Raw genomic sequence first — 24,444 nt, 5'->3', positions numbered from 1 at the left:
GCCCTGCGGTACCGTCGATCGCGATGGCCACGATTGAGGAGTGCCGCGCCGCACTCGAAAAACTCTCGGACAACATGCAGAACGCCGAAGGGGACGTCCGCACGGCCGCTGCCATGGACCGTTCGGTGAGCTGCCACATCACCGACCTCGACGTCACCTTCGTCGGCCGTATGGCGGGCGGCCGGATCGTGGTGCACGACACACTCGAGGGCCTCCCGCGAGAGAAGGCCCAGATCAGGCTGACCATGGCCGGTAACGACCTGGTCGCGATGGTCGACGGTGAGCTGCACTTCGCGAAGGCCTGGGGCTCGGGCCGGGTGCGGCTGGAGGCCGCCCTCATGGACCTGTTCCGGCTCAGGAAGCTTCTGTGACCGGCACGCGTGTGCGTGCCTTCCGCGCGGCCGGCACCACCAGCGGCGTCCCCGTCTCCGGATCGTCGATGACCTGGCAGCGGAGTCCGAAGACCTCTTCGACCAGCCCGGCGGTGACGACGTCGTTCGGCGCGCCCTGAGCGATCACCTCGCCGCCCTTCAGAGCGATGAGGTGGGTCGCGTACCGGGCCGCGTGGTTGAGGTCGTGCAGGACGGCGACGAGCGTCCGCCCCTGCTCCTCGTGCAGCTCCGCGCACAGGTCGAGGACGTCGATCTGGTGCTGGATGTCGAGATAGGTCGTCGGCTCGTCGAGCAGCAGCAGCGGGGTCTGCTGGGCGAGGGCCATCGCGATCCACACGCGCTGGCGCTGACCGCCGGAGAGCTCGTCGACGTACCGGTCGGCGAGCTCGACGACCCCGGTCTGCGCCATCGACTCCTGGACGACCCGCTCGTCGTCGCTCGACCACTGGCGCAGGATCCCCTGGTGGGGGTAGCGGCCGCGGCCCACCAGATCGGCAACCGTGATCCCGTCGGGCGCGATGGACGACTGCGGCAGCAGGCCCAGTGTCCGAGCGACCTTCTTCGCGGGCATCGACTGGATGACCTGCCCGTCGAGCAGAACCCGGCCCTGCGTCGGCTTCAGCATCCGCGACAGCGCCCGCAGGAGCGTCGACTTGCCGCACGCGTTGGGGCCGACGATCACGGTGAAGGAGTTGTCCGGAATCTCCACCGACAACTGCTCCGCGATCACGCGCTGGTCGTAGGCGAGGGTGACGTTCTCGGCGGACAGGCGGTTCACGGTGCTCCTTGGGTTGATCGGGCCGGCGGTGACGCGCGGGTCGGCACTCATATCCGGCCCGCCCTGCGCTCGGTGACAAGGAGCCACAGCAGGTAAATCCCGCCCAGCACCCCGGTGACCACGCCCACGGGCAGCTGGTCGGCGCCGAAGGCCCGCTGGGAGGCCCAGTCGGCGGTGACGAGGAGGGTGGCGCCCATGCATAGGGACGGCAGGAGATTCGGCCCGGGCGCGCGGGTCAGGCGGCGGGCGAGCTGCGGCGCGGTGAGCGCCACGAAACTGACGGGACCGGCCGCGGCGGTGGCGGCCGCGGTGAGCAGGACGGCGGAGACCATCAGCAGCAGGCGTACACGCTCCACACGCACCCCGAGTGCGCCCGAGACGTCGTCGCCCATCTCCATCATCCGCAGCCCTCGCGCATTGGCGAGGACGAGCGGTACGAGCACGGCGCACAGGCCGAGCAGCGGCCAGACCTGGTCCCAGTCACGGCCGTTGAGCGATCCGGTCATCCACACGACCGCGCGGGCGGCGTCGACCAGGTCTGCCTTGGTGAGCAGATAGCCGTTGACCGCCGTGACGACCGCAGACACGCCGATGCCGACGAGCACCAGCCGGTAGCCGTGCACACCCCGCTTCCAGGACAGCAGGTAGATGGCGGCTCCCGTCACCAGGCCGCCCACGAGAGCTCCGGCGGTGACTTGCGTCGCGCTCCCGGAGAGCAGCACGATCACCACGAGCGCCCCGGCCGTCGCCCCCTGTCCGAGGCCGAGCACGTCCGGGCTGCCCAGCGGGTTGCGGGAGATGGCCTGGAACAGGGCCCCGCCCAGCCCGAGCGAGGCTCCGACCAGCAGGCCGACCAGGACCCGGGGCAGCCGCAGCTCGTTGACGATGAACTCCTGGCCCGGGTTGCCGTCGCCGGCCAGCGCCTTGAGCACGTCGGCGGCCGGGATGGGAAAGTCACCGGTGCCGATCAGCACGACACTCGCGGCGAGCGCGGCGAGCAGCAACAGGACGACGACGGTGAGGGCGCGGACGTCCAGCCGGACGGAGAGCCCGCCCGGGGTCCGCAGCACGCGGGTGCTGCGGACGGCACGCCGGGCCCGGGTGGTCTTCGGTGCGGTCGTCACAGCTGGGCCGTCCTCCTCCGTCGTACGAGAAAGATGAAGACCGGGCCGCCGATGATCGCCGTGATGATGCCGACCTGCAGCTCCGAGGGGCGGGCGACGACCCGGCCGATCACGTCGGAGCCGAGCAGCAGCACGGGCGACAGGATCGTCGCGTACGGCAGGATCCAGCGCAGGTCGGGCCCGGTGAAGGAGCGCACGACGTGCGGGACCATCAGTCCGACGAAAGCGATCGGCCCGCAGGCGGCGGTCGCGGCCCCGCACAGCACGGTGGCGGCGAGCATGGACAGCGCCCGGGTGCGGTTGAGGCCGGCGCCGAGGGCCTTGGCGGTGTCGTCGCCCATGGCCACGGCGTTGAGCGGCCGGGCGAGCGCGAGTGCCAGGACCGTACCCGCCGCCAGGAACGGCAGCACCTGCAGGATCGTCCCGTCGGTGGCCGACGACAGCGAACCCACCGTCCAGAAGCGCATCTTGGCCAGCGCCGCCTCATCCATGATCATCACGGCCTGGAGGTAGCCGTAGAGCGCGGCGCTGATCGCCGTGCCGGCCAGCGCGAGCCGCACCGGCGTGGCCCCCCGGCTGCCGCCGAGGAACCAGACGAGCGCGCCGACCGCGGCCGCCCCGACGAACGCGAACCACACATAGCCGCTCAGGCTCGTGACGCCGAAGTACGTCATGGCCGTGACGACCGCGGCCGAGGCACCCGCGTTGATGCCGAGCAGGCCCGGGTCGGCCAGCGGATTGCGGGTCAGCGCCTGCAGCACGGCACCGGAGAGGCCGAGCGCGGCGCCGGCGAGCAGCCCGAGGACGGTCCGCGACAGCCGCTCGTCGACCACGACGTCGCCGTACGTCCCCGAGTTCTCGAACAGACCGTGCCAGACCTGCGCGAGCGACAGCTCCTTCGCGCCGATGGTGATGCTCGCCAGCGCGACGAGCACGAGGATCAGGACGGCGACGAGGAGCCCAAGGGAACGTATCGCCCGGCGGGTTGGGGGCGCGGGGGCGGTCTCCGCGCGCTGTTCGGGAGGACTGTCGACCAACACGCGGTTAGGTTAGCCTATCCTCCCCTTTCGGCTCGATTCGCGTGCCGGTTCACAGCCCCAGCCGCGCCAGCGCCTTCCCCCCGTCCAGCGTGCAGGAGGCCTCCCCGGCCGCCGTCCAGGCCGCCGCGCACAGCGCCCGCAGGCCGTCCAAGGCCGCTCCCTCACCGTCGAGTTCCAGCCGCTCGGCACCCGCCGTCGCCGTCCAGCCACCGCACCGGAAACCGTCACCGGCCTCCGTGACATCCGGCTGCCCGGTCAGCAGCCCGCGCAGATCGGCGTCGACATACGTGGGCCGGTGCTGCGGCGGCGCGGCGAGCAGGTGCGCCCCGTCGGTCACGCCGGTCAGCACGAGCAGCGAGTCGACCTCCCCGTTGAACGCCCCCTCGATGTCGGTGTCCAGCCGGTCACCGACCACCAGCGGCCGCTCGGCACCGGTCCGCAGGATCGTCTCCCGATGCATCGGAGGCAGCGGCTTGCCCGCCACCTGCGGCTCGGCACCGGTCGCGATCCGCACGACCTCCACGGCCGCCCCGTTGCCCGGGGCGATCCCACGTGCGCTCGGAATCGTCAGGTCGGTGTTGGACGCGAACCAGGGCACCCCGCGCGCGATGGCGTAGCACGCCTCCGCGAAACGACCCCACGCCAGCTCGGGCCCCCCGTACCCCTGCACCACGGCCGCCGGATCGTCGTCGGCGGACTCGACGGGCTCGAGCCCGCGCTCGCGCAACGCCACCCGCAGACCCTCCCCGCCGATCACCAGCACCCGGGCGCCCGACGGCACCTGCTCACTGATGAGCCGGGCCACGGCCTGAGCCGACGTGATGACGTCCTCGGCACCCGTCGGCATGCCCAGCGCGGTCAGATGCGCGGCCACGACGTCCGGCGTCCGCAGCGCGTTGTTCGTGACATAGGCGAGATGCATCCCGCCCGAGCGGGCCGTGGCGAGGGACTCGACCGCGTGCACGATCGCGTTCCCGCCCGCGTACACCACCCCGTCCAGGTCGAGCAGCGCAGTGTCGTACGCCTCGCTCAGGGCCTGCCCACTGCCCTCGGGCCTCGTCCTGACGCTCTGGCTCATTCCACATCGCTCCTCGTTCGCTCGCTCTCCCCCGCATCATCCCGCACGCCACCGACACACGTACGATGCCGGGATGAACACTGCAGGTCACTCGGAAGCAACGGCGCGCCGGGGCCTGGAACTCGCCCCGTTCCGAGGCCTGCGCTACGACCCCGACCGGGTCGGCAGCCTGGCCGCCGTGACGTCACCGCCGTACGACGTCGTCGTACGCCCCGACGGCCTGCACCATCTCCAGTCCGCGGACCCGCACAACATCGTCCGCCTGATCCTCCCTCAGGACGGTACCCCCAGCGCCCGCAGCGAACAGGCCGCCGACACCCTGCGCCGCTGGCTCGACGAGGGCGTCCTGACCGCCGATCCCGAACCCGGCCTGTACGTCTACGAACAGCGCGACGGGGCCGGCATGCTCCAGCGAGGAATCATCGGCGCCCTGCGCCTCTCCGAGCCGTCCGAGGGCGTCGTCCTCCCCCACGAGGACGTCATGCCGCACGTCGTCGCCGACCGCGCGGCCCTGATGCGGGCCACCTCCGCGAACCTCGAGCCGCTGCTCCTGACGTACCGCGGCAACGGATCCGACGTGGTGGAACGCACCGCCGAACGGCCCCCGCTCCTGTCCACGACCACGGAGGACGGCTTCAGCCACCGTCTCTGGTCGGTGACGGACCCCGCCGACGTGGCACGCGTCCAGACCGACCTGGCCCATCACCAGGCCCTGATCGCGGACGGCCACCACCGCTGGGCCACCTACCTGCGTCTACGCGCGGAGCACCTCTCCCCCAGCCCCTGGGACTACGGCCTGGTGCTCCTCGTCGACACGGCCCGCTACCCACTCCGCGTCCGCGCCATCCACCGCCTCCTGCACACCCTGCCGGTCGCGGACGCCCTCGCCGGCCTGGAGGGACTGTTCCGGACACGACGCCTCGACGTGCCCCTGGCGGAAGCCCTCGACGCCCTGGCGGACGCGGCCTGCGCGGGCAACGCCTTCCTCCTCGCGGGGGACGGCGCCTTCCACCTCATCGACCGCCCCGACCCGGAGCTCCTGGCCCGTACGGTCCCCGCCGGCCACCCCGCGGCCTGGCGCACCCTGGACGCGACGGTCCTGCACGCCACGCTCCTCGCCCACGTCTGGCGCATCCCCGAGGACTCCCCGGCGCACATCGCCTACATCCACGACACGGCCGCCACGGTCGAGAAGGCGCAACGCGACGGCGGTACGGCGGTACTCATGCACCCGGTCCACGAGGACGTCGTCCGCGACCTCGCCCGCCAGGGCGTCACGATGCCCCGCAAGTCGACGTCGTTCGGCCCGAAGCCTGCCTCGGGACTGGTCCTGCGCGCGCTGGACCTCTGACGACGCAGACAGCAAGGGGCGGGACCTCTTTCCGAGATCCCGCCCCCTTCACCTACTGCCGTGCCGTCAGTCCTTGGCGTCCTCATCCGGGGACGTGGCCTCGGACTCGCCCTCGAACTCGCCCTCGGACTCGCCCTCGGTCTCGTCCAGAGCGTCGACGAACTCCACGCCGTCCAGCTCGGCGAGCCGGTCCGAGGCGTCCGTGCTGCCGTCCTTGTCGGCCTCGACCGCCTTCGCGAACCACTCACGCGCCTCGTCCTCACGACCGGCGGCGAGCAGCGCGTCGGCGTACGCGTACCGCAGCCGCGCGGTCCACGGCTGTACGGAGCTGGAGGCGAGCTCGGGGCTCTGCAGCGTCACGATGGCCGCGTCCAGCTGCCCCATGTCACGCCGGGCGCCGGCCGCGACGAGCCGCATCTCCACCTGCCCGGCCTTGTCGAGCTTGTGCACCTCGGGAGCGCCGGCCATGTCCAGCGCCTTCTCCGGCCGCCCGAGGCCGCGCTCGCAGTCGGCCATGACGGGCCACAGGTCCACGGTCCCGGTCATCCGCCGCGCGGCCCGGAACTCTGCGAGCGCCTCGCCGTACTTCTGGTTCGCGTACGCGGCGAAGCCGGCCGCCTCACGGACGGCGGCGACACGCGACGCCAGCCGCAGGGCCACCTTCGAGTAGCCGTACGCGCCTTCCGGGTCCTCGTCGATGAGCCGGGCGACCATCACCAGGTTCTTGGCGACGTCGTCGGCGAGCGTCTTCGGCAGACTCTGCAGCTCCTGCCGTACGTCCTTGTCGATCTCGTCGCCGGTGACGTCCTCCGGGATCGGCAGGCGCTTGATCGGCTCCCGGTCCCGCTCCCGCTCTTCGCGGAAACGGCCGCCGCCACGCCGGTCGTCACGTCCGTCCCGCCCGTCACGGCCCCGGAAGCCACCGGGGCGACCGCCCCGGTCGTCACGGCGGGGTCCGCGGCTTCCGCGGTCGTCCCGGCTGCGGAAGCCGCCGCGGTCGCCGTCACGCCGGTCGTCCCGACGGTCGTCCCGACGGAAGCCGCCACGGTCACCGCGCTCGTCACCACGCCGATCATCACGGCGATCGTCCCGACGGTCGTCCCGACGGTCGTCGCGACGGAACCCACCGCGGTCACCGCGCTCCCCACGGTCATCACGACGGAAGCCACCGCGGTCACCGTCACGACGGAAGCCACCGCGGTCGCCCTCACGACGATCGTCACGACGGAAGCCGCCACGGTCGCCCTCACGACGATCGTCACGACGGAAGCCGCCACGGTCGCCCTCACGACGATCGTCACGACGGAAGCCGCCACGGTCGCCGCGGTCGTCACCACGCCGATCATCACGGCGATCGTCGCGACGGCCGTGACCGCCCCGGTCGTCGCGGCTGCCGTAACCACCGCGATCGTCACGACGACCGTAACCGCCACGCTCACCACGGTCGTTGTCCCGGCGGAAGCCACCCCTGTCGTCGTCCCGGCGCTCCCCTCGGTCATCTCGCCGGAAGGAGGGGCGCTCACCACGGTCGTCCCTGCGGAAACCACGGTCACGGTCGTCACGCCGCGGTCCGCGGTCGTCACGCTGGTGGGCGGGACGAGGTCCACGGTCGCCGTCGCGGCGGTCATCGCGCCGGCCGTATCCACCACGGCTGTCGTCACGGCGGAACCCGCCGCGGTCACCGCGCTCGTCACCACGCCGGTCATCGCGCCGCTCGTCACGACGGTCGTCCCGACGGCCGTAGCCGCCCCGGTCGTCACGACGACCGTAACCACCACGCTCACCACGGTCGTTGTCCCGGCGGAAGCCACCGCGATCGCCGCGGTCGCCACCATCTCGTCGCCGCTGGTCGCGCTCCGGTCGGTCGTCGGGAGAGTTGGTGGACATGGTGACTCCTGTCTTCGGTACTGCAGTCATTCTCGCGCAGCCGGAGCATCCGGTGCGCTCCGGAAAAAACAAAAGGACCCCTGGTCCCAGCTGAACGCTGGTGACCAGGGGTCCTCCAAAGATTGTTCGGCGGCGTCCTACTCTCCCACAGGGTCCCCCCTGCAGTACCATCGGCGCTGTAAGGCTTAGCTTCCGGGTTCGGAATGTAACCGGGCGTTTCCCTCACGCTATGGCCACCGAAACCCTAATGGTTTCGAGCGAACAAGCACACTTTTCTGTTGTCTGTTCTACTCAAAGCCGGCAACCGTTCGTTGCCTCAGAACTAACACAGTGGACGCGAGCAACTGAGGACAAGCCCTCGGCCTATTAGTACCGGTCAACTCCACACGTTACCGTGCTTCCATATCCGGCCTATCAACCCAGTCGTCTACTGGGAGCCTTACCCCATCAAGTGGGTGGGAGTCCTCATCTCGAAGCAGGCTTCCCGCTTAGATGCTTTCAGCGGTTATCCCTCCCGAACGTAGCCAACCAGCCATGCCCTTGGCAGAACAACTGGCACACCAGAGGTTCGTCCGTCCCGGTCCTCTCGTACTAGGGACAGCCCTTCTCAAGACTCCTACGCGCACAGCGGATAGGGACCGAACTGTCTCACGACGTTCTAAACCCAGCTCGCGTACCGCTTTAATGGGCGAACAGCCCAACCCTTGGGACCGACTCCAGCCCCAGGATGCGACGAGCCGACATCGAGGTGCCAAACCATCCCGTCGATATGGACTCTTGGGGAAGATCAGCCTGTTATCCCCGGGGTACCTTTTATCCGTTGAGCGACGGCGCTTCCACAAGCCACCGCCGGATCACTAGTCCCGACTTTCGTCCCTGCTCGACCCGTCGGTCTCACAGTCAAGCTCCCTTGTGCACTTACACTCAACACCTGATTGCCAACCAGGCTGAGGGAACCTTTGGGCGCCTCCGTTACCCTTTAGGAGGCAACCGCCCCAGTTAAACTACCCATCAGACACTGTCCCTGATCCGGATCACGGACCCAGGTTAGACATCCAGCACGACCAGACTGGTATTTCAACGACGACTCCCACCATACTGGCGTATGGCTTTCACAGTCTCCCAGCTATCCTACACAAGCCGAACCGAACACCAATATCAAACTGTAGTAAAGGTCCCGGGGTCTTTCCGTCCTGCTGCGCGAAACGAGCATCTTTACTCGTAGTGCAATTTCACCGGGCCTATGGTTGAGACAGTCGAGAAGTCGTTACGCCATTCGTGCAGGTCGGAACTTACCCGACAAGGAATTTCGCTACCTTAGGATGGTTATAGTTACCACCGCCGTTTACTGGCGCTTAAGTTCTCAGCTTCGCCCACCCGAAAGTGAGCTAACCGGTCCCCTTAACGTTCCAGCACCGGGCAGGCGTCAGTCCGTATACATCGCCTTACGGCTTCGCACGGACCTGTGTTTTTAGTAAACAGTCGCTTCTCGCTGGTCTCTGCGGCCACCCCCAGCTCAGAGTGCAAGACCCTTCACCAGGTGTGGCCCCCCTTCTCCCGAAGTTACGGGGGCATTTTGCCGAGTTCCTTAACCATAGTTCACCCGAACGCCTCGGTATTCTCTACCTGACCACCTGAGTCGGTTTAGGGTACGGGCCGCCATGAAACTCGCTAGAGGCTTTTCTCGACAGCATAGGATCATCCACTTCACCACAATCGGCTCGGCATCAGGTCTCACCCTCCATGAGTGGCGGATTTACCTACCACTCGGGCTACACCCTTACCCCGGGACAACCACCGCCCGGGATGGACTACCTTCCTGCGTCACCCCATCACTCACCTACTACCACCTTGGTCCGGCGGCTCCACCACTCCCCCTTGCCCGAAGGCTCCGGGGCGGCTTCACGGCCTTAGCATCAGAAGGTTCGATGTTTGACGCTTCACAGCGGGTACCGGAATATCAACCGGTTATCCATCGACTACGCCTGTCGGCCTCGCCTTAGGTCCCGACTTACCCTGGGCAGATCAGCTTGACCCAGGAACCCTTAGTCAATCGGCGCACACGTTTCCCACGTGTGAATCGCTACTCATGCCTGCATTCTCACTCGTCAACCGTCCACAACTACCTTCCGGTGCTGCTTCACCCGGCAGACGACGCTCCCCTACCCATCACGATCCCCGTTGGGGGTCAATATCGCAATGACACGACTTCGGCGGTACGCTTGAGCCCCGCTACATTGTCGGCGCGGAATCACTAGACCAGTGAGCTATTACGCACTCTTTCAAGGGTGGCTGCTTCTAAGCCAACCTCCTGGTTGTCTCTGCGACTCCACATCCTTTCCCACTTAGCGTACGCTTAGGGGCCTTAGTCGATGCTCTGGGCTGTTTCCCTCTCGACCATGGAGCTTATCCCCCACAGTCTCACTGCCGCGCTCTCACTTACCGGCATTCGGAGTTTGGCTAAGGTCAGTAACCCGGTAGGGCCCATCGCCTATCCAGTGCTCTACCTCCGGCAAGAAACACACGACGCTGCACCTAAATGCATTTCGGGGAGAACCAGCTATCACGGAGTTTGATTGGCCTTTCACCCCTAACCACAGGTCATCCCCCAGGTTTTCAACCCTGGTGGGTTCGGTCCTCCACGAAGTCTTACCTCCGCTTCAACCTGCCCATGGCTAGATCACTCCGCTTCGGGTCTTGAGCGTGCTACTCCACCGCCCTCTTCGGACTCGCTTTCGCTACGGCTACCCCACCCGGGTTAACCTCGCAACACACCGCAAACTCGCAGGCTCATTCTTCAAAAGGCACGCAGTCACGAGATGGAAGCAAGCTCCCATCCGACGCTCCCACGGCTTGTAGGCACACGGTTTCAGGTACTATTTCACTCCCCTCCCGGGGTACTTTTCACCATTCCCTCACGGTACTATCCGCTATCGGTCACCAGGGAATATTTAGGCTTAGCGGGTGGTCCCGCCAGATTCACACGGGATTTCTCGGGCCCCGTGCTACTTGGGTGTCTCTCAAACGAGCCGCTGACGTTTCGACTACGGGGGTCTTACCCTCTACGCCGGACCTTTCGCATGTCCTTCGCCTACATCAACGGTTTCTGACTCGCCCCACGGCCGGCAGACCGTGGAAAAGAGATCCCACAACCCCCACGACGCAACCCCTGCCGGGTCTCACACGTCGTAGGTTTAGCCTCATCCGGTTTCGCTCGCCACTACTCCCGGAATCACGGTTGTTTTCTCTTCCTGCGGGTACTGAGATGTTTCACTTCCCCGCGTTCCCTCCACACTGCCTATGTGTTCAGCAGCAGGTGACAGCCCATGACGACTGCCGGGTTTCCCCATTCGGAAACCCCCGGATCAAAGCCTGGTTGACGACTCCCCGGGGACTATCGTGGCCTCCCACGTCCTTCATCGGTTCCTGGTGCCAAGGCATCCACCGTGCGCCCTTAAAAACTTGGCCACAGATGCTCGCGTCCACTGTGCAGTTCTCAAACAACGACCAGTCGTCCGCCAACCACTCGGACCCCGGCAACGTCGAGGGTTCATTCCCTCAGACACCCAACAGCGTGCCCGACACCCTCGCCCCTCCTCGTCCCGTTCCACGCCGAAGCAGTACTGGGAATGAAGAGATGGTCAAGTGCGCCGAATAATCAACGTTCCACCCATGAGCAACCAGCACCGGACACTCGCCGGTGTACTGGCCCCTGGACAACCTCGCGGCTGCCTGGAAGTGCTCCTTAGAAAGGAGGTGATCCAGCCGCACCTTCCGGTACGGCTACCTTGTTACGACTTCGTCCCAATCGCCAGTCCCACCTTCGACAGCTCCCTCCCACAAGGGGTTGGGCCACCGGCTTCGGGTGTTACCGACTTTCGTGACGTGACGGGCGGTGTGTACAAGGCCCGGGAACGTATTCACCGCAGCAATGCTGATCTGCGATTACTAGCAACTCCGACTTCATGGGGTCGAGTTGCAGACCCCAATCCGAACTGAGACAGGCTTTTTGAGATTCGCTCCACCTCACGGTATCGCAGCTCATTGTACCTGCCATTGTAGCACGTGTGCAGCCCAAGACATAAGGGGCATGATGACTTGACGTCGTCCCCACCTTCCTCCGAGTTGACCCCGGCGGTCTCCTGTGAGTCCCCATCACCCCGAAGGGCATGCTGGCAACACAGGACAAGGGTTGCGCTCGTTGCGGGACTTAACCCAACATCTCACGACACGAGCTGACGACAGCCATGCACCACCTGTACACCGACCACAAGGGGGACCGTGTCTCCACGGTTTTCCGGCGTATGTCAAGCCTTGGTAAGGTTCTTCGCGTTGCGTCGAATTAAGCCACATGCTCCGCTGCTTGTGCGGGCCCCCGTCAATTCCTTTGAGTTTTAGCCTTGCGGCCGTACTCCCCAGGCGGGGAACTTAATGCGTTAGCTGCGGCACCGACGACGTGGAATGTCGCCAACACCTAGTTCCCACCGTTTACGGCGTGGACTACCAGGGTATCTAATCCTGTTCGCTCCCCACGCTTTCGCTCCTCAGCGTCAGTAATGGCCCAGAGATCCGCCTTCGCCACCGGTGTTCCTCCTGATATCTGCGCATTTCACCGCTACACCAGGAATTCCGATCTCCCCTACCACACTCTAGCTAGCCCGTATCGAATGCAGACCCGGGGTTAAGCCCCGGGCTTTCACACCCGACGTGACAAGCCGCCTACGAGCTCTTTACGCCCAATAATTCCGGACAACGCTTGCGCCCTACGTATTACCGCGGCTGCTGGCACGTAGTTAGCCGGCGCTTCTTCTGCAGGTACCGTCACTTGCGCTTCTTCCCTGCTGAAAGAGGTTTACAACCCGAAGGCCGTCATCCCTCACGCGGCGTCGCTGCATCAGGCTTGCGCCCATTGTGCAATATTCCCCACTGCTGCCTCCCGTAGGAGTCTGGGCCGTGTCTCAGTCCCAGTGTGGCCGGTCGCCCTCTCAGGCCGGCTACCCGTCGTCGCCTTGGTGAGCCGTTACCTCACCAACAAGCTGATAGGCCGCGGGCTCATCCTGCACCGCCGGAGCTTTCGACCCCCACAGATGCCCGTGGAAGTGATATCCGGTATTAGACCCCGTTTCCAGGGCTTGTCCCAGAGTACAGGGCAGATTGCCCACGTGTTACTCACCCGTTCGCCACTAATCCACCCCGAAGGGCTTCATCGTTCGACTTGCATGTGTTAAGCACGCCGCCAGCGTTCGTCCTGAGCCAGGATCAAACTCTCCGTGAATGTTCTCCCGTAATCGGGATGACACCACGAGAGCGGTGCGAGAGGAGGAATAGTCCCCTCACACACAGCGTCCTCGCTGTGTTATTTCAAAGGAACCTCGCCCCAGCCATGACGGCCGGAGACGGGGTATCAACATATCTGGCGTTGATTTTTGGCACGCTGTTGAGTTCTCAAGGAACGGACGCTTCCTTCGTACTCACCCTCTCGGGCTTTCCTCCGGGCGCTTCCCTTCGGTGTTTCCGACTCTATCAGATCCTTTCGGGCCTGATTCCCGGTCGGCGGGGCCTTTCGACATTCACTACGTTAACCGATTCCCCCGTCAACTCATAATCGAGTTCCGCGAGATTGAATTCGGGCATGCGGGCATGCCGAATTCGACCCCGCTGAGGGGTGGCCGTAGGTAGTGGTTTGGCCGCTTCCGGCTGCTGGCGATCGCCGTACCCGGTTCAAGCGGCTCGGGCTACATTACGCACCTTCCAGGGACGCGTCAACTTGAGCGGCGCCTCGGGACGTGGGCCCGATAGGGGCTCACAGTCGGGTCGTTGGCGGTCCAGAAGCGCCAGGGGTGCACACCTCCGTCGCCGGCCACTCCGGTGCGGGGGCCGTTGCGTACCTGGTCGGAGGGGACCGGGGTGCCGGTGAGTATCCGCAGAGGGGTGTCCCCCGTCGCGCAGGCGTCCGTGCCGTCGAGGGCCCGGTCCACGCCCAGGGCCGTGGCCAGGCGGGCGGGGCCTTTGGCAAGTTCCTTGTCGTTCCGGGCCGAAAGTCGACGTTTGCGGGCGAGCTCGGCCCCCTCGACGATCTCCCCGGCGCGGAGCAGGACGGCGCTCGCCGTGCCGTCCGGGCCACAGACGAGGTTCATGCAGTGCCACATGCCATAGGTGAAGTAGACGTAGACGTGACCGGGCGGACCGAACATCACGTCATTGCGGGGCGTGCGACCGCGATAGGCGTGGGAGCCGGGGTCGTTCGGGCCGTCGTAGGCCTCGACCTCCGTGAGGCGCAGGGCGATCGGACCGTCCGGGGTGGTGCGCACGAGGATTCGGCCGAGGAGATCGGGGGCGACGTCCAGCACGGGCCGGTCGAAGAACCTCCTGGGGAGGGGCGTACGGTCGGAGGTCGCGATCATGCCGTCCGAGGGTAGTGCAGAAGGATCGGGCGGTGGGGTGGTCAGGGGGGCCTTCGCTTGCCAGGGTGGGGGTCCGGAACCGGCCGCGGTCGGATGGCGTTTCTATGGATCAAGGATCCACTCGTAAAGGGGGAGACATGGCGTTCAAGAAGCTGCTCGCGAGCCTGGGGGCCGGCGGAGCTTCGGTCGAGACGGTGCTCACCGAGGTCAACGTCGTTCCGGGCGGCGTCGTCCAGGGCGAGGTGCGGATCCAGGGCGGGTCCGTCAGCCAGCAGATCGAGGGGCTGTCGGTCGGGCTGCAGGCCCAGGTCGAGGTCGAGGGTCAGGACGCGGAGTACAAGCAGAACATCGAGTTCACCAAGCTGCGGCTCGGTGGCGCCTTCGAGCTGCAGGCGGGCGCCGTGCACGCCGTGCCGTTCGGCCTCGAGATTCCGTGGGAGACGCCGATCACCACGATCGACGGTCAGGCGCTGCGCGGGATGCACATCGGTGTGACCACGGAGCTGGAGATCGCGCGGGCCGTTGACTCCGGTGACCTGGACCCGATCAACGTGCACCCGCTGCCGGCGCAGAAGGCGATCCTGGACGCCTTCATCCAGCTGGGCTTCCGGTTCAAGAACGCGGACATGGAGCGCGGCCACATCCGCGGGACGCGGCAGAAGCTGCCGTTCTACCAGGAGATCGAGTTCTTCCCGCCGTCGCAGTACCGGGGCCTCAACCAGGTCGAGCTGAGCTTCGTGGCCGACGAGCACGCCATGGACGTGGTGCTCGAGATGGACAAGAAGCCGGGTCTGTTCAGCGAGGGCAGTGACACCTTCCGGTCGTTCCAGGTCGGTCTGAACGACTACCAGGGCACCGACTGGGCGGCGTACCTCAACCAGTGGCTGTCCGAGGTCGGCAGCAAGCGCAACTGGTTCTGAGGCAAGGACGGGAGGGCCCGGGCGCCGTGCGGCGTTCCGGGCCCTCCGTGCGTGCCGGGACCTTCTCGCATGTGGCCTCGGGCATCCGTATGTGATGGCCTGTTGGTCGTAGGCTCCGGGCAGATCCCTTTCCGATCCGATCAGGAGGTGTCGAGGTGACCGAGCCGAAGAGGCGGCCGCTGCCCCATGACTTCCATCCGCCGGTGCCGTCGTTCACGGTCACGAGCGAGGATGTCGCCGAGGGTGCGACGCTCAAGGACGCTCAGGTCCATGCGAGCGGCAACACCTCGCCGCAGCTGCGGTGGGAGGGCTTCCCGCCCGAGACCAAGAGCTTCGCGGTGACCTGCTACGACCCGGACGCGCCGACGGGCAGCGGGTTCTGGCACTGGGTCCTGTTCGACATCCCGGCCTCGGTGACCGAGCTGCCGGCCGGGGCGGGCAGCGGCAAGTTCGAGGGGCTTCCGGAGGGGGCCGTACAGGCGCGCAACGACTACGGATCGAAGGACTTCGGCGGTGCGGCGCCGCCGCCCGGCGACGGGCCGCACCGCTATGTGTTCACGGTGTACGCCGTGGATCAGGAGAAGCTGGGTCCGGACTCCGACGCCAGCCCGGCTGTCGTGGGCTTCAACCTGCGGTTCCACACAATTGCGCGCGCTCAGTTGATCGGTGAGTACGAGGTTCATGCGACCGGATGAGTAAGCTCATCGTTCATTGAACGTTTGCCCGCCCCAGGTCTTGGAAGTGATCAGGGGCGGGCATTTTTGTTGCCGGGGGTCGCGGGGGTCACCCCTCGTGGGAGCAGCAGATATTGCGTTGTCCATCTCGGCGTGCCCGGCCAGAGTTGATCCCAGCCCGCCAGGGGGTGGGCCGGTGCACACGGGAGGTGGGCTGGAATGCGGGACACGCTGGTGCTGAACGCGAGCTTTGAGCCGCTGTCGACGGTGACGTTGAACCGAGCCGTCGTTCTGGTGCTCCAGGACAAGGCCGTGGTCGAGCAGGCCCACCCCGAACTGCGCATGCGCGGAGCCGCGGTCGACATACCGGCGCCGCGGGTGATCAGACTGTGCAGGTACGTACGAGTGCCCTTCCGAAGACAAGCACCGTGGTCGAGGCGGGGTGTGCTGGTGCGGGACAGGCACAGGTGCGCGTACTGCGGGCGGCGGGCGACGACCGTGGACCACGTGGTGCCCCGGGCGCAGGGTGGCGCCGACTCGTGGCTGAACACTGTCGCCTCGTGTGCGGAGGACAACCACCGTAAGGCGGACCGGACTCCGGAGCAGGCGGGGATGCCGTTGCTGCGGCAGCCGTTCGAGCCGACTCCTGCGGATGCGATGCTCTTGGCCCTGGCGCGGGATGACTTCGATGCGTTGCCGGAGTGGTTGGCGCAGTCTGCAGCGTAGGACTGCGGATCATCGGCGGCTGCGGGTTGTCTGTGGCTTGTCGCGCAGTTCCCCGCGCCCCTTGGGTGGGCGCGGGGAACTGTTCTTTGTATTCGACTGTCAGTCGATCGAGGGCTTCTCTCGGCGTTCCGTGCCTCCGCCGTTGTTGTTCGAGGAGCCGCTGCCGCCCGAACCGCCGCCCATGGAGCCGAAGTTGCCCATGGCCCCGGACAAGCCCTTGAGGGCGTCGCCGATTTCGCTGGGGACGATCCAGAGCTTGTTGGCGTCGCCTTCGGCGATCTTCGGGAGCATCTGGAGGTACTGGTAGGAGAGGAGCTTCTGGTCGGGGTCACCGGCGTGGATCGCCTCGAAGACCGTACGGACGGCCTGGGCCTCGCCCTCGGCGCGCAGTGCGGCGGCCTTGGCCTCACCCTCGGCGCGCAGGATCTGGGACTGCTTCTCGCCCTCGGCGCGCAGGATTTCGGACTGCCGGACACCTTCGGCCTGGAGGATGGCGGCGCGCTTGTCACGGTCCGCGCGCATCTGCTTCTCCATCGAGTCCTGGATGGAGGTGGGCGGTTCGATCGCCTTGAGCTCAACACGGTTGACGCGGATGCCCCACTTGCCGGTGGCCTCGTCGAGGACTCCGCGCAGGGCCGCGTTGATCTCCTCGCGGGAGGTCAGGGTCCGCTCGAGGTCCATGCCACCGATGATGTTGCGGAGCGTGGTGACGGTGAGCTGCTCGATCGCCTGGATGTAGCTGGCGACTTCGTACGTCGCGGCCCGTGCGTCGGTCACCTGGTAGTAGATGACGGTGTCGATGTTGACGACCAGGTTGTCCTGGGTGATCACCGGCTGCGGCGGGAACGGCACCACCTGTTCACGCAGGTCGATGCGGTTGCGGATGGTGTCTATGAACGGGACGACGATGTTGAGGCCCGCGTTGAGCGTCCGCGTGTAGCGACCGAAGCGCTCGACGATGGCGGCGCTGGCCTGTGGGATGACTTGGATCGTCTTGATCAGGGCGATGAAGACCAACACCACCAGAATGATCAAGACGATGATGACCGGTTCCATCGTCGGCTCCCCGTACCCTTCTCCGCCTCGGCGCTTTCGGAAGATCTTATGGTTGTTGAAGATCTTGCTGGTCGAGTCTGACAGACCGTCGTGAACCTCGTGGCCTGTTCGGTCCAGTTACGTCGTGCGAGGTCACATGACGATCGCCGTGGCTCCCTCGATGTCCACCACATCCACTTCCTGGCCTACTTCGTAGGCCCGGGCGGTGTCGAGAGCGCGCGCCGTCCAGACTTCTCCCGCGAGCTTGATACGGCCGCCGGAGCCGTCGACGCGCTCCAGCACGACGGCCTGTTTCCCCTTCAAGGCCTCGATGCCCGTGACGAGTTGGGGCCGCTGCGAGCGGTGCCGGGCCGCGACGGGCCGTACGACGGCGATGAGGGCGACCGAGACGACGACGAAGGCGAGGACCTGGGCGACGACGTCGAAGCCGAATCCGGCGACGATCGCGGCGGCCACGGCACCCACGGCGAGCATCCCGAACTCCGGCATCGCGGTCACCACGAGCGGGATTCCGAGCGCTGCCGCGCCGACGAGCCACCACACCCATGCGTCGATGTCGTTCACAGGGCAATGGTAGGACCGCGGGTCCTGCCTCGGACAGGGCGCAGATCGGGTTTGGCGGGGGCTTCTTACCGGGGTTTTCGCGGGTCCTTCACGTCGTTGGGACAGCGGATCCTTCGTGGGGTCAGGACAGCGGCAGTCCCTGGGCGGTCCAGCGGTCGCCGACCTGTTCCACGACGAGGGGGAGGCCGAAGCAGAGGGACAGGTTGCGGGAGGTGAGCTCGAGCTCCAGCGGACCCGCGGCGAGGACCTTGCCCTGGCGGATCATGAGGACGTGGGTGAAGCCCGGGGCGATCTCCTCGACGTGGTGGGTGACCATGAGCATCGAGGGGGCGATCGGGTCGCGCGCGAGACGGCCGAGCCGGCGGACGAGGTCCTCGCGGCCGCCGAGGTCGAGGCCCGCGGCGGGCTCGTCGAGGAGCAGCAGCTCGGGGTCGGTCATCAGGGCGCGGGCGATGAGGGTGCGCTTGCGCTCGCCCTCCGAGAGGGTGCCGAACTTGCGGTCGACGTACTCGCTCATGCCGAGGCGGTCGAGGAAGGCGCGGGCGCGCTGCTCGTCGACCTCTTCGTAGTCCTCCTGCCAGTGTGCCGTCATGCCGTACGCGGCGGTCAGTACGGTCTCCAGGACCGTCTGGCGCTTGGGGAGCTTGTCGGCCATGGCGATGCCGGCCATGCCGATGCGCGGGCGCAGCTCGAAGACGTCGGTGCCGGGCTTGCCGAGGGTCTCGCCGAGGATGGTGGCGGTGCCCTTGCTGGGGTAGAGGTAGCTGGAGGCGACGTTCAGGAGGGTCGTCTTGCCGGCGCCGTTGGGGCCGAGGATGACCCAGCGCTCGCCCTCCTTGACCGACCAGGAGACCTGGTCCACCAGAGCCCGGCCCTCACGGACCACGGATACGTCCTGAAGCTCCAGAACATCGCTCATGAGCGCGTTGTCTCCCCATTGCAGTGTGGCCGGTCTCGGTGTCTCGGCTTGTCGCGTGCGCTTGTGGGCACAGCCCTCGAAGAAATCTACGCCACCGGTCGGGCGGTCCATTCCATCGGTCCGGTCCTTAGGGTGGGGGCATGCTCACGGAACCGCGCTCTGGACGCCTTGCCGCTTGGGGAAACGCCCTTTTGGCCGGACTTGTCTCTCCGGACGACGCCGTGCTCGCCATCGTCGGCGAGGACGCGGTGCACCGGGTGGAGGGGCTGCCCGGCGAGTCGGGGCCGGTCGGGCTCACGCTGGCGCTGGGGCGGCTGCGGGCCCTCGGGGTGACCGGGCTGCGGGTCGCGCTGCCCGCGCCGGGGCATCCGCTGGGGCTGAGCGGACCGCCGGAGTTCAATGCGCGGGCGATGGAGGCCGAGGAGGCGGTGGTCTGTCACGGGGCCGCGGTGGGTCTTGTGCCGGAGGTGTTCGAGGCGGGGCCCGAGGGTGATGTCCATGTTGAGGTCGTATGGCACGTGCTTGCCGTGCGGGAGGCGCCGCCTGCGGATGTGCCGTCGCTGGGCGAGGCCGAGAGGGAGCTGGCGGAGGCTCTGCGGGAGGCGACGGAGGTGCTGACGCGGCTGGATGTCGCCGGGTCGGGGCCTGTGGCCGCGGCTGCTGTCGATGCGTACCGGGCTCGGGCCGAGCGGGGGCGGGAGGTGTTGGCGCCGGGGTATCCGGGGCGGGCGGTGCGGGTGCTGGAGCTGGCGCAGCGGGTGGGGTTGTTGATTTCCCTTGCCGGTGAGAACGGGCATGGGGGTGCGGTGAGTGCGTCGGAGATGGGGGCCAGGGCTGCGGCGTTGCGGCCGGTGGAGCGGACGGCTCGGCGGGCGCAGGTGGCTGCGTACAACGCGTATGTGGAGGAGCGGGAGCGGAGGGTGCGGTGAGCCTGCGGCGCGGTTAGCCGGCGGTGCGGTGAGCGTTGGTTGTGCTGGTGCCCGGGGTTGGTGCTGGGGCGGGGTGGGTCGCGCAGCCCGGCGCTGACGGGGTGCCGCCCGCGCCCACCCTCCCCCATCGCCCCAGGCGGCACGCATGCCCGTGGATCGACGCAGTGGCTGAGCACCGTGCGCACCCGCGAACCGACGCGATCGCTGAGCACCCTGCACGCCCGCGGGCCAACGCGATCGCTGAGCACCCTGCGTGCGCGGGTTGACGGGATGGCTGACCCGGCCGAACAAGGTGACCGGCCTCCCGGGTAGCCCGGGAGGCCGGAGGTCACTGCGGGGTGGTGGGCCTTACTGGTTGACGCCCACGTTGCCGAAGGCGGGGTTCAGCAGGCCGACGACGTTCGCGGTGTTGCCGACCACGTTCACCGGGACGTGCACCGGCGCCTGAACGAGGTTGCCCGAGAGGACGCCCGGCGAGCCCACGGCCTGACCGCCGGCCCACGCGCCGTTGGTGGCGGAGGCCATACCGGCACCGGCGGCGACCAGTCCACCGGCCACCATCGTCACGGCCGCTGCCTTCTTCAGGTTCTTCACTTCTAAGCCCTCCTTGCGATTGCCGCGGCAGTCGCCGCAGCACGCACTGGAGAACGCCGGAGATCCACGAAGGATGCGCCAACCGGTACGCATTCCCACGACGGTATGAATCTCACTCCGGAGCGGAACCCTCCGTATTGCCTTCCCGATGGCCTTGCGAAGAGCGTTTCAGCCGGTCACACCATGGCGTACGGCCCACAGCGCCGCCTGGGTGCGGTCCGCCAAGTCGAGCTTCATCAGGATGTTCGAGACGTGTGTCTTGACGGTCTTCTCGGAGAGGACCAGCGCGCGGGCGATCTCGCGGTTGGAGCGGCCGTCCGCTATCAGGCCCAGCACCTCGCGCTCCCGCTCCGTGAGCGAACCGCTCCTCCCCTGGCCCGAGTTGGCCTCCTCCTGGGACAACAGCGCGCCCGCGACCTCGGGTTGGAGCAGGATGTGCCCCGCGTGCACGGAACGGATGGCGCCGGCCAGGGCGTCCGGGTCCACGTCCTTGTAGACGTACCCCGCGGCACCCGCGCGCAGGGCCGGGACCACCGTGCGCTGCTCGGTGAAGCTGGTGACGATCAGCACGCGCGCGGGGTTGTCCAGTTCACGGAGCCTGCGCAGTGCCTCCACTCCGTCCATGCCGGGCATCTTGACGTCCATCAGCACGACGTCCGGCTGCAGTTCCTCCGCGCGGGCGACCCCCTCGGCGCCGTCGGACGCCTCGCCCACGACCTCGATGTCGTCCTGCACCTCGAGAAACGTGCGCAGGCCCCGGCGGACCACCTGGTGGTCGTCGACGAGCAGCACCTTGATTGCGTCAGCCACCGGGGACCTCCATCTCGATCGTGGTGCCCTTGCCGGGCGCCGATTCCACCGTCATGCTGCCGCCGACCCCGCTCGCCCGGTCCCGCATGGAGACGAGACCCAGATGGCGCCCGGCGCTGCGTATCGCCGCCGGTTCAAAGCCCTTGCCGTCGTCCGTGACGCGCAGGACCGCGCCGCCGTCGCGCTTGTGCAGGCTGACGTCGACGCGGGACGCGCCAGAGTGGCGCAGGGCGTTGTGCAGCGCTTCCTGGGCGACGCGCAGCATGGCCTCCTCCTGGGCGGCGGGCAGGGCGCGGACACCGCGGCTGGCGAAGGTCACGCGCGCTGTGTGGGCGCGGTCGAGGACCTGGATCTGGGTGCGCAGCGTGGCGATCAGGCCGTCCTCGTCCAGCGCCGCGGGCCGCAACTCGACGACGGCCGCGCGCAGTTCGTCCGCCGCCTCGGCGGCGAGCGCGGCCACCTGCTGCAGTTCGCCCTTGGCGCGGGCCGGGTCGCGGTCGACCAGGGCGGCCGCCGCCTGGGCCGTCAGACGCAGGGAGAAGAGCTTCTGGCTGACCGCGTCGTGCAACTCGTGCGCCAGCCGTGAGCGTTCCTCGGCGATGGTCAGCTCGCGGCTGCGTTCGTACAGGCGGGCGTTGGTGAGCGCGATGGCCGCATGCTGGGCAAGGATGGCGAGCAGCTCCTCGTCGTCCTCGGTGAAGCCGCACCTGCCGTCCTGCTTGGGGCAGTTCTTGTTCGCGAGGAACAACGCCCCGATCACCTCGTCGCCGTCGCGGATCGGCAGGCCCAGGAAGTCGGACATCTCGGGGTGGGCGGACGGCCAGCCCTCGAAGCGGGGGTCCTTGCGCACGTCGGCGAGGCGCTCGGGCCTGGCCTCGTGCAGCATGGCCGCGAGGATGCCGTGCTGGCGTGGCAGGGGCCCGATGGCCCGCCACTGCTCGTCGCTGACGCCGTCGACCACGAACTGGGCGAAGCCGCCGTGGTCGTCGGGGACGCCGAGGGCGGCGTACCGCGCGTCGAGCAGTTCGCGGGCCGAGACGACGATCGTCTTCAGGACGTCGCGCACCTCGAGATGCCTGCTCATGGCCAGCAGCGCGGAGCTCACCGCGGCGAGGCCGGACCGGGGGCCTTGACTCATGTCCTCACCGTACCGGCGGGGTGCGACAGCACGGATCGGACCTGTGACGGCCGCCGGGTAGGGCCGGGGACCTAGGGCGAAGGACCCCGCCGGTTTGCGCCCCGTGTCCGAGGCGGCGGGGAGGGGCCGGTTCCTACGTTTGGGGCACGCCGATCAGGGCGGCGTCGACGACGAGGGGACGTGTGTCATGCCGGTAGCGATCATCACGGGGGCCTCCAGGGGGCTGGGGCGTGCGCTCGCCGAGGCCCTGGCGGCGCGGGGCTGGGATCTGGTGCTCGACGCCAGAGGAGCGGAGACCCTCACGGAGGCGGTGAAGGCCGTGTCCGGGTACGGAAGGCGTGTGGAGGCCCTGCCCGGGGACGTCACGGATGCCGGGCACCGGGCGGAGCTGGTGGCGGCCGCACGAGAGCTGGGCGGCCTCGACCTGCTGGTGAACAACGCGGGGATCCTGGGTGCCGAGCCCCTGGTCCCGCTCGGCCGCCACCCGCTGGACGGCTTCCGGGCCGCGCTGGAGACCAATGTGGTGGCCCCGCTGGGCCTGCTGCAGGAGGCGCTGCCCCTGCTGCGCACGGCGCCGGCCGGTGCGGTGGTCAACCTGAGCTCGGACGCGGCCGCTGAGGCGTACCGGACCTGGGGTGCGTACGGAGCGACGAAGGCGGCCCTGGACCAGCTGTCGGCGGTCCTGGCGGTGGAGGAGCCTGAGCTGCGGATCTGGTGGGTCGATCCCGGTGGCATGCGGACCGGAATGCTGGCCGCCGCCGAGCCCGACGAGGATCTCTCCGGGACACCGGCGCCCGAGGAGATCGCCCCCGCCTTCCTGCGGCTGCTCGGCAGGCGCCCGGCGAGCGGCAGGTACACCGCGGCCGCACTGCTGGAGTCGCGGTGAGCGTCGCGCTGAGGGTTCCCGAGGAGCGGTCCGCGCGGGTGCCGGCCGAGCAGCGCGGGCCGGGGCGGGACCGGGACGGCGTACGGCTGCTGGTGTCGCGCGGTACCGAGGTGTCGCACCACGCGTTCAGGGAGCTGCCGCGGCTGCTGCGGGCCGGGGACCTGCTGGTGGTGAACACCTCGCCCACGCTGGCCGCCGCGGTGGACGGGCGGATCGGGCACGCGCGCGTGGTGGTGCACTTCTCCACGCGCGGGGACGACGGGCGGTGGGCCGTCGAGCTGCGGGATCCGGACGGGAGGGGCACCACGCGCGCGCGTGCGGGAGGGCCCGCGGGGATCGAGGTGCGGCTGTCCGGCGGTGTACGGCTGGTCCTGGAGGCGCCGCTGAGCGGGGGAAGCGGGAGGCTGTGGTGGGCGCGGGTGTCCGGTCCGGACGTCCTGGGGCTGCTGCACGAGCACGGCAGGCCCATTCGTTACTCCTATACGGAGCGGGACCAGCCCCTGTCCGTGTACCAGACGGTGTTCGCCCTGCCGTCCGCCGACGGGTCGGGCAGCGCGGAGATGCCGAGCGCGGCGCGCCCCTTCACGGCGCGGCTGGTCGCGGAGCTGGTGAGCCGGGGTGTGCAGTTCGCGCCCGTCACGTTGCACACCGGGGTGGCCTCGGCCGAGGTGCACGAGCCGCCGTATCCGGAGCGGTTCGCGGTGCCGGAGGAGTCGGCGCGGCTGATCAACGCGGTCAAGGTGGGCGCCGGGCGGGTGGTCGCGGTCGGGACGACGGCCGTGCGGGCCGTGGAGTCGGCGGCCGGGTCCGACGGGGTGGTCCGGGCGGCCGAGGGGTGGACGGACCTCGTGGTCACGCCCGAGAGGGGGGTGCGGGTGGTGGACGGGTTGCTGACCGGACTGCATGAGCCGGAGGCCTCGCATCTGCTGATGCTGGAGGCGGTGGCGGGGCGGGCGGTGATCGACCGCGGCTACGACGAGGCGCTGCGCGGGCTCTACCTGTGGCACGAGTTCGGAGACGTGCACCTCGTTCTTCCGCAGGAGGAGCCTCACGCAGAGCATTGCGTCAGCAACTGCCGGTGAGAGTGCCGTGCGGTCGATGTGAGCCCGCACATAGGACGCAGATCACGTACGAAGGGCAGTAGGAGATAAAGCATCCCTTTTGAGCGGGGCAG

At 68.0% G+C, this 24,444-nt stretch carries 20 protein-coding genes, 3 rRNA genes and 1 pseudogene; 8 read left to right on the top strand and 16 right to left on the bottom strand.

What is annotated here, in order from left to right; all coding sequences use genetic code 11:
- The first annotated feature begins 23 nt into the window (after positions 1–23).
- Positions 24–371, top strand: a complete 348-nt coding sequence (locus tag ABZO29_RS34950) for a sterol-binding protein (protein ID WP_367324188.1) — start codon at positions 24–26, stop codon at positions 369–371.
- Here the strand turns inward: ABZO29_RS34950 and ABZO29_RS34945 are convergent.
- Genes ABZO29_RS34945 through ABZO29_RS34930 form a run of 4 tightly spaced genes read right to left on the bottom strand, consistent with a single transcriptional unit; the run spans position 355 to position 4,412 of the window.
- Entirely contained in the window at positions 355–1,221 is an 867-nt protein-coding gene (locus ABZO29_RS34945) for an ABC transporter ATP-binding protein (RefSeq protein WP_367324187.1), read from the bottom strand. The genes ABZO29_RS34950 and ABZO29_RS34945 overlap by 17 nt on opposite strands.
- Positions 1,218–2,294, bottom strand: a complete 1,077-nt coding sequence (locus ABZO29_RS34940) for a FecCD family ABC transporter permease (protein ID WP_367324186.1) — start codon at positions 2,292–2,294, stop codon at positions 1,218–1,220. The genes ABZO29_RS34945 and ABZO29_RS34940 overlap by 4 nt, the downstream gene beginning before the upstream one ends.
- Entirely contained in the window at positions 2,291–3,334 is a 1,044-nt protein-coding gene (locus tag ABZO29_RS34935; RefSeq protein WP_367324185.1) for a FecCD family ABC transporter permease, read from the bottom strand. The genes ABZO29_RS34940 and ABZO29_RS34935 overlap by 4 nt, the downstream gene beginning before the upstream one ends.
- A 49-nt stretch (positions 3,335–3,383) precedes the next feature.
- Complete coding sequence (locus ABZO29_RS34930) at positions 3,384–4,412, bottom strand: HAD hydrolase-like protein (RefSeq protein ID WP_367324184.1); 1,029 nt, start codon at positions 4,410–4,412, stop codon at positions 3,384–3,386.
- 73 nt (positions 4,413–4,485) lie between these two features.
- On the opposite strand from ABZO29_RS34930, the gene ABZO29_RS34925 reads away from it, so the two are divergent.
- Positions 4,486–5,763, top strand: coding sequence for a DUF1015 family protein (locus tag ABZO29_RS34925; RefSeq protein ID WP_367324183.1), 1,278 nt, complete (start codon positions 4,486–4,488; stop codon positions 5,761–5,763).
- A gap of 66 nt (positions 5,764–5,829) precedes the next feature.
- Here the strand turns inward: ABZO29_RS34925 and ABZO29_RS34920 are convergent, their stop codons facing one another.
- The 6 genes and pseudogenes from ABZO29_RS34920 to ABZO29_RS34895 form a co-directional block, all read right to left on the bottom strand.
- The gene (locus ABZO29_RS34920; RefSeq protein WP_367326325.1) at positions 5,830–6,585 is read right to left on the bottom strand and encodes a tetratricopeptide repeat protein; all 756 of its coding nucleotides are present in this window, start codon (positions 6,583–6,585) and stop codon (positions 5,830–5,832) included.
- A 294-nt stretch (positions 6,586–6,879) separates the two neighbouring features.
- A pseudogene (locus tag ABZO29_RS34915) lies at positions 6,880–7,650 on the bottom strand (tetratricopeptide repeat protein); the annotation flags it as partial.
- Between the two features lie 124 nt (positions 7,651–7,774).
- Positions 7,775–7,891: ribosomal RNA gene (gene rrf, locus ABZO29_RS34910) — 5S ribosomal RNA — on the bottom strand.
- A gap of 105 nt (positions 7,892–7,996) precedes the next feature.
- Positions 7,997–11,118, bottom strand: a 23S ribosomal RNA gene (locus tag ABZO29_RS34905).
- A 281-nt stretch (positions 11,119–11,399) separates the two neighbouring features.
- Positions 11,400–12,925, bottom strand: a 16S ribosomal RNA gene (locus ABZO29_RS34900).
- Together the 16S, 23S and 5S rRNA genes form the textbook arrangement of a ribosomal RNA operon.
- A gap of 487 nt (positions 12,926–13,412) precedes the next feature.
- A complete protein-coding gene (locus ABZO29_RS34895; RefSeq protein WP_367324182.1) occupies positions 13,413–14,054 on the bottom strand; it encodes a DNA-3-methyladenine glycosylase in 642 nt (213 codons plus the stop codon).
- Between the two features lie 137 nt (positions 14,055–14,191).
- Here ABZO29_RS34895 and ABZO29_RS34890 point away from each other — a divergent pair, with 137 nt between their 5' ends.
- The 3 genes from ABZO29_RS34890 (at position 14,192) to ABZO29_RS34880 (ending at position 16,374) form a co-directional block, all read left to right on the top strand.
- A complete protein-coding gene (locus tag ABZO29_RS34890; protein WP_367324181.1) occupies positions 14,192–14,974 on the top strand; it encodes a sporulation protein in 783 nt (260 codons plus the stop codon).
- A gap of 155 nt (positions 14,975–15,129) precedes the next feature.
- On the top strand, positions 15,130–15,669 hold the full coding sequence (locus tag ABZO29_RS34885; protein WP_367324180.1) for a YbhB/YbcL family Raf kinase inhibitor-like protein: 540 nt from the start codon (positions 15,130–15,132) through the stop codon (positions 15,667–15,669).
- Between the two features lie 198 nt (positions 15,670–15,867).
- A complete protein-coding gene (locus ABZO29_RS34880; protein ID WP_367324179.1) occupies positions 15,868–16,374 on the top strand; it encodes an HNH endonuclease in 507 nt (168 codons plus the stop codon).
- 99 nt (positions 16,375–16,473) lie between these two features.
- Here the strand turns inward: ABZO29_RS34880 and ABZO29_RS34875 are convergent, their stop codons facing one another.
- The 3 genes from ABZO29_RS34875 to ABZO29_RS34865 all read right to left on the bottom strand — a co-directional run bounded on the left by ABZO29_RS34875 (position 16,474) and on the right by ABZO29_RS34865 (position 18,913).
- Complete coding sequence (locus ABZO29_RS34875) at positions 16,474–17,430, bottom strand: SPFH domain-containing protein (RefSeq protein ID WP_367324178.1); 957 nt, start codon at positions 17,428–17,430, stop codon at positions 16,474–16,476.
- Between the two features lie 132 nt (positions 17,431–17,562).
- Positions 17,563–17,994, bottom strand: coding sequence for an NfeD family protein (locus ABZO29_RS34870; protein ID WP_367324177.1), 432 nt, complete (start codon positions 17,992–17,994; stop codon positions 17,563–17,565).
- Between the two features lie 121 nt (positions 17,995–18,115).
- Positions 18,116–18,913: an ABC transporter ATP-binding protein gene (locus ABZO29_RS34865; RefSeq protein WP_367324176.1), complete on the bottom strand. Its 798-nt coding sequence runs from the start codon at positions 18,911–18,913 to the stop codon at positions 18,116–18,118.
- Positions 18,914–19,053: 140 nt separating this feature from the next.
- Here ABZO29_RS34865 and ABZO29_RS34860 point away from each other — a divergent pair, with 140 nt between their 5' ends.
- The gene (locus tag ABZO29_RS34860; protein ID WP_367324175.1) at positions 19,054–19,842 is read left to right on the top strand and encodes a hypothetical protein; all 789 of its coding nucleotides are present in this window, start codon (positions 19,054–19,056) and stop codon (positions 19,840–19,842) included.
- Positions 19,843–20,190: 348 nt separating this feature from the next.
- On the opposite strand, the gene ABZO29_RS34855 is transcribed toward ABZO29_RS34860, so the two are convergent.
- From ABZO29_RS34855 to ABZO29_RS34845, 3 genes are all read right to left on the bottom strand, one after another.
- On the bottom strand, positions 20,191–20,436 hold the full coding sequence (locus ABZO29_RS34855) for a chaplin (RefSeq protein ID WP_367324174.1): 246 nt from the start codon (positions 20,434–20,436) through the stop codon (positions 20,191–20,193).
- A gap of 168 nt (positions 20,437–20,604) precedes the next feature.
- Complete coding sequence (locus tag ABZO29_RS34850; protein WP_367324173.1) at positions 20,605–21,246, bottom strand: response regulator; 642 nt, start codon at positions 21,244–21,246, stop codon at positions 20,605–20,607.
- On the bottom strand, positions 21,239–22,384 hold the full coding sequence (locus ABZO29_RS34845; protein WP_367324172.1) for a GAF domain-containing sensor histidine kinase: 1,146 nt from the start codon (positions 22,382–22,384) through the stop codon (positions 21,239–21,241). Before ABZO29_RS34845 ends, ABZO29_RS34850 begins: the two co-directional genes overlap by 8 nt.
- Before the next feature lie 187 nt (positions 22,385–22,571).
- Between ABZO29_RS34845 and ABZO29_RS34840 the strand changes: the two genes are divergently transcribed.
- Positions 22,572–23,270 carry an SDR family NAD(P)-dependent oxidoreductase gene (locus ABZO29_RS34840; RefSeq protein WP_367324171.1) on the top strand — a complete coding sequence of 233 codons (699 nt, stop codon included), beginning with the start codon at positions 22,572–22,574 and terminating at the stop codon, positions 23,268–23,270.
- Positions 23,267–24,352, top strand: coding sequence for an S-adenosylmethionine:tRNA ribosyltransferase-isomerase (locus tag ABZO29_RS34835; RefSeq protein WP_367324170.1), 1,086 nt, complete (start codon positions 23,267–23,269; stop codon positions 24,350–24,352). The genes ABZO29_RS34840 and ABZO29_RS34835 overlap by 4 nt, the downstream gene beginning before the upstream one ends.
- The last annotated feature ends 92 nt before the right edge of the window (positions 24,353–24,444 follow it).

The organism is Streptomyces sp. HUAS ZL42, assembly GCF_040782645.1.
In the GTDB taxonomy this organism is placed as follows: Bacteria; Actinomycetota; Actinomycetes; order Streptomycetales; family Streptomycetaceae; genus Streptomyces.
Note: the sequence above shows the minus strand (reverse complement) of the source record. Positions and strands in the feature narration are given on the sequence as shown.

Excerpts from the sequence above, each read along its gene's own strand:
- ABZO29_RS34950 (WP_367324188.1), top strand. The coding sequence starts at position 24 with ATGGCCACGATTGAGGAGTGCCGCGCCGCACTCGAAAAACTCTCGGAC.
- ABZO29_RS34945 (WP_367324187.1), bottom strand. The coding sequence starts at position 1,221 with ATGAGTGCCGACCCGCGCGTCACCGCCGGCCCGATCAACCCAAGGAGC.
- ABZO29_RS34930 (WP_367324184.1), bottom strand. The coding sequence starts at position 4,412 with ATGAGCCAGAGCGTCAGGACGAGGCCCGAGGGCAGTGGGCAGGCCCTG.
- ABZO29_RS34925 (WP_367324183.1), top strand. The coding sequence starts at position 4,486 with ATGAACACTGCAGGTCACTCGGAAGCAACGGCGCGCCGGGGCCTGGAA.
- ABZO29_RS34895 (WP_367324182.1), bottom strand. The coding sequence starts at position 14,054 with ATGATCGCGACCTCCGACCGTACGCCCCTCCCCAGGAGGTTCTTCGAC.
- ABZO29_RS34890 (WP_367324181.1), top strand. The coding sequence starts at position 14,192 with ATGGCGTTCAAGAAGCTGCTCGCGAGCCTGGGGGCCGGCGGAGCTTCG.
- ABZO29_RS34880 (WP_367324179.1), top strand. The coding sequence starts at position 15,868 with ATGCGGGACACGCTGGTGCTGAACGCGAGCTTTGAGCCGCTGTCGACG.
- ABZO29_RS34875 (WP_367324178.1), bottom strand. The coding sequence starts at position 17,430 with ATGGAACCGGTCATCATCGTCTTGATCATTCTGGTGGTGTTGGTCTTC.
- ABZO29_RS34865 (WP_367324176.1), bottom strand. The coding sequence starts at position 18,913 with ATGAGCGATGTTCTGGAGCTTCAGGACGTATCCGTGGTCCGTGAGGGC.
- ABZO29_RS34860 (WP_367324175.1), top strand. The coding sequence starts at position 19,054 with ATGCTCACGGAACCGCGCTCTGGACGCCTTGCCGCTTGGGGAAACGCC.
- ABZO29_RS34845 (WP_367324172.1), bottom strand. The coding sequence starts at position 22,384 with ATGAGTCAAGGCCCCCGGTCCGGCCTCGCCGCGGTGAGCTCCGCGCTG.
- ABZO29_RS34840 (WP_367324171.1), top strand. The coding sequence starts at position 22,572 with ATGCCGGTAGCGATCATCACGGGGGCCTCCAGGGGGCTGGGGCGTGCG.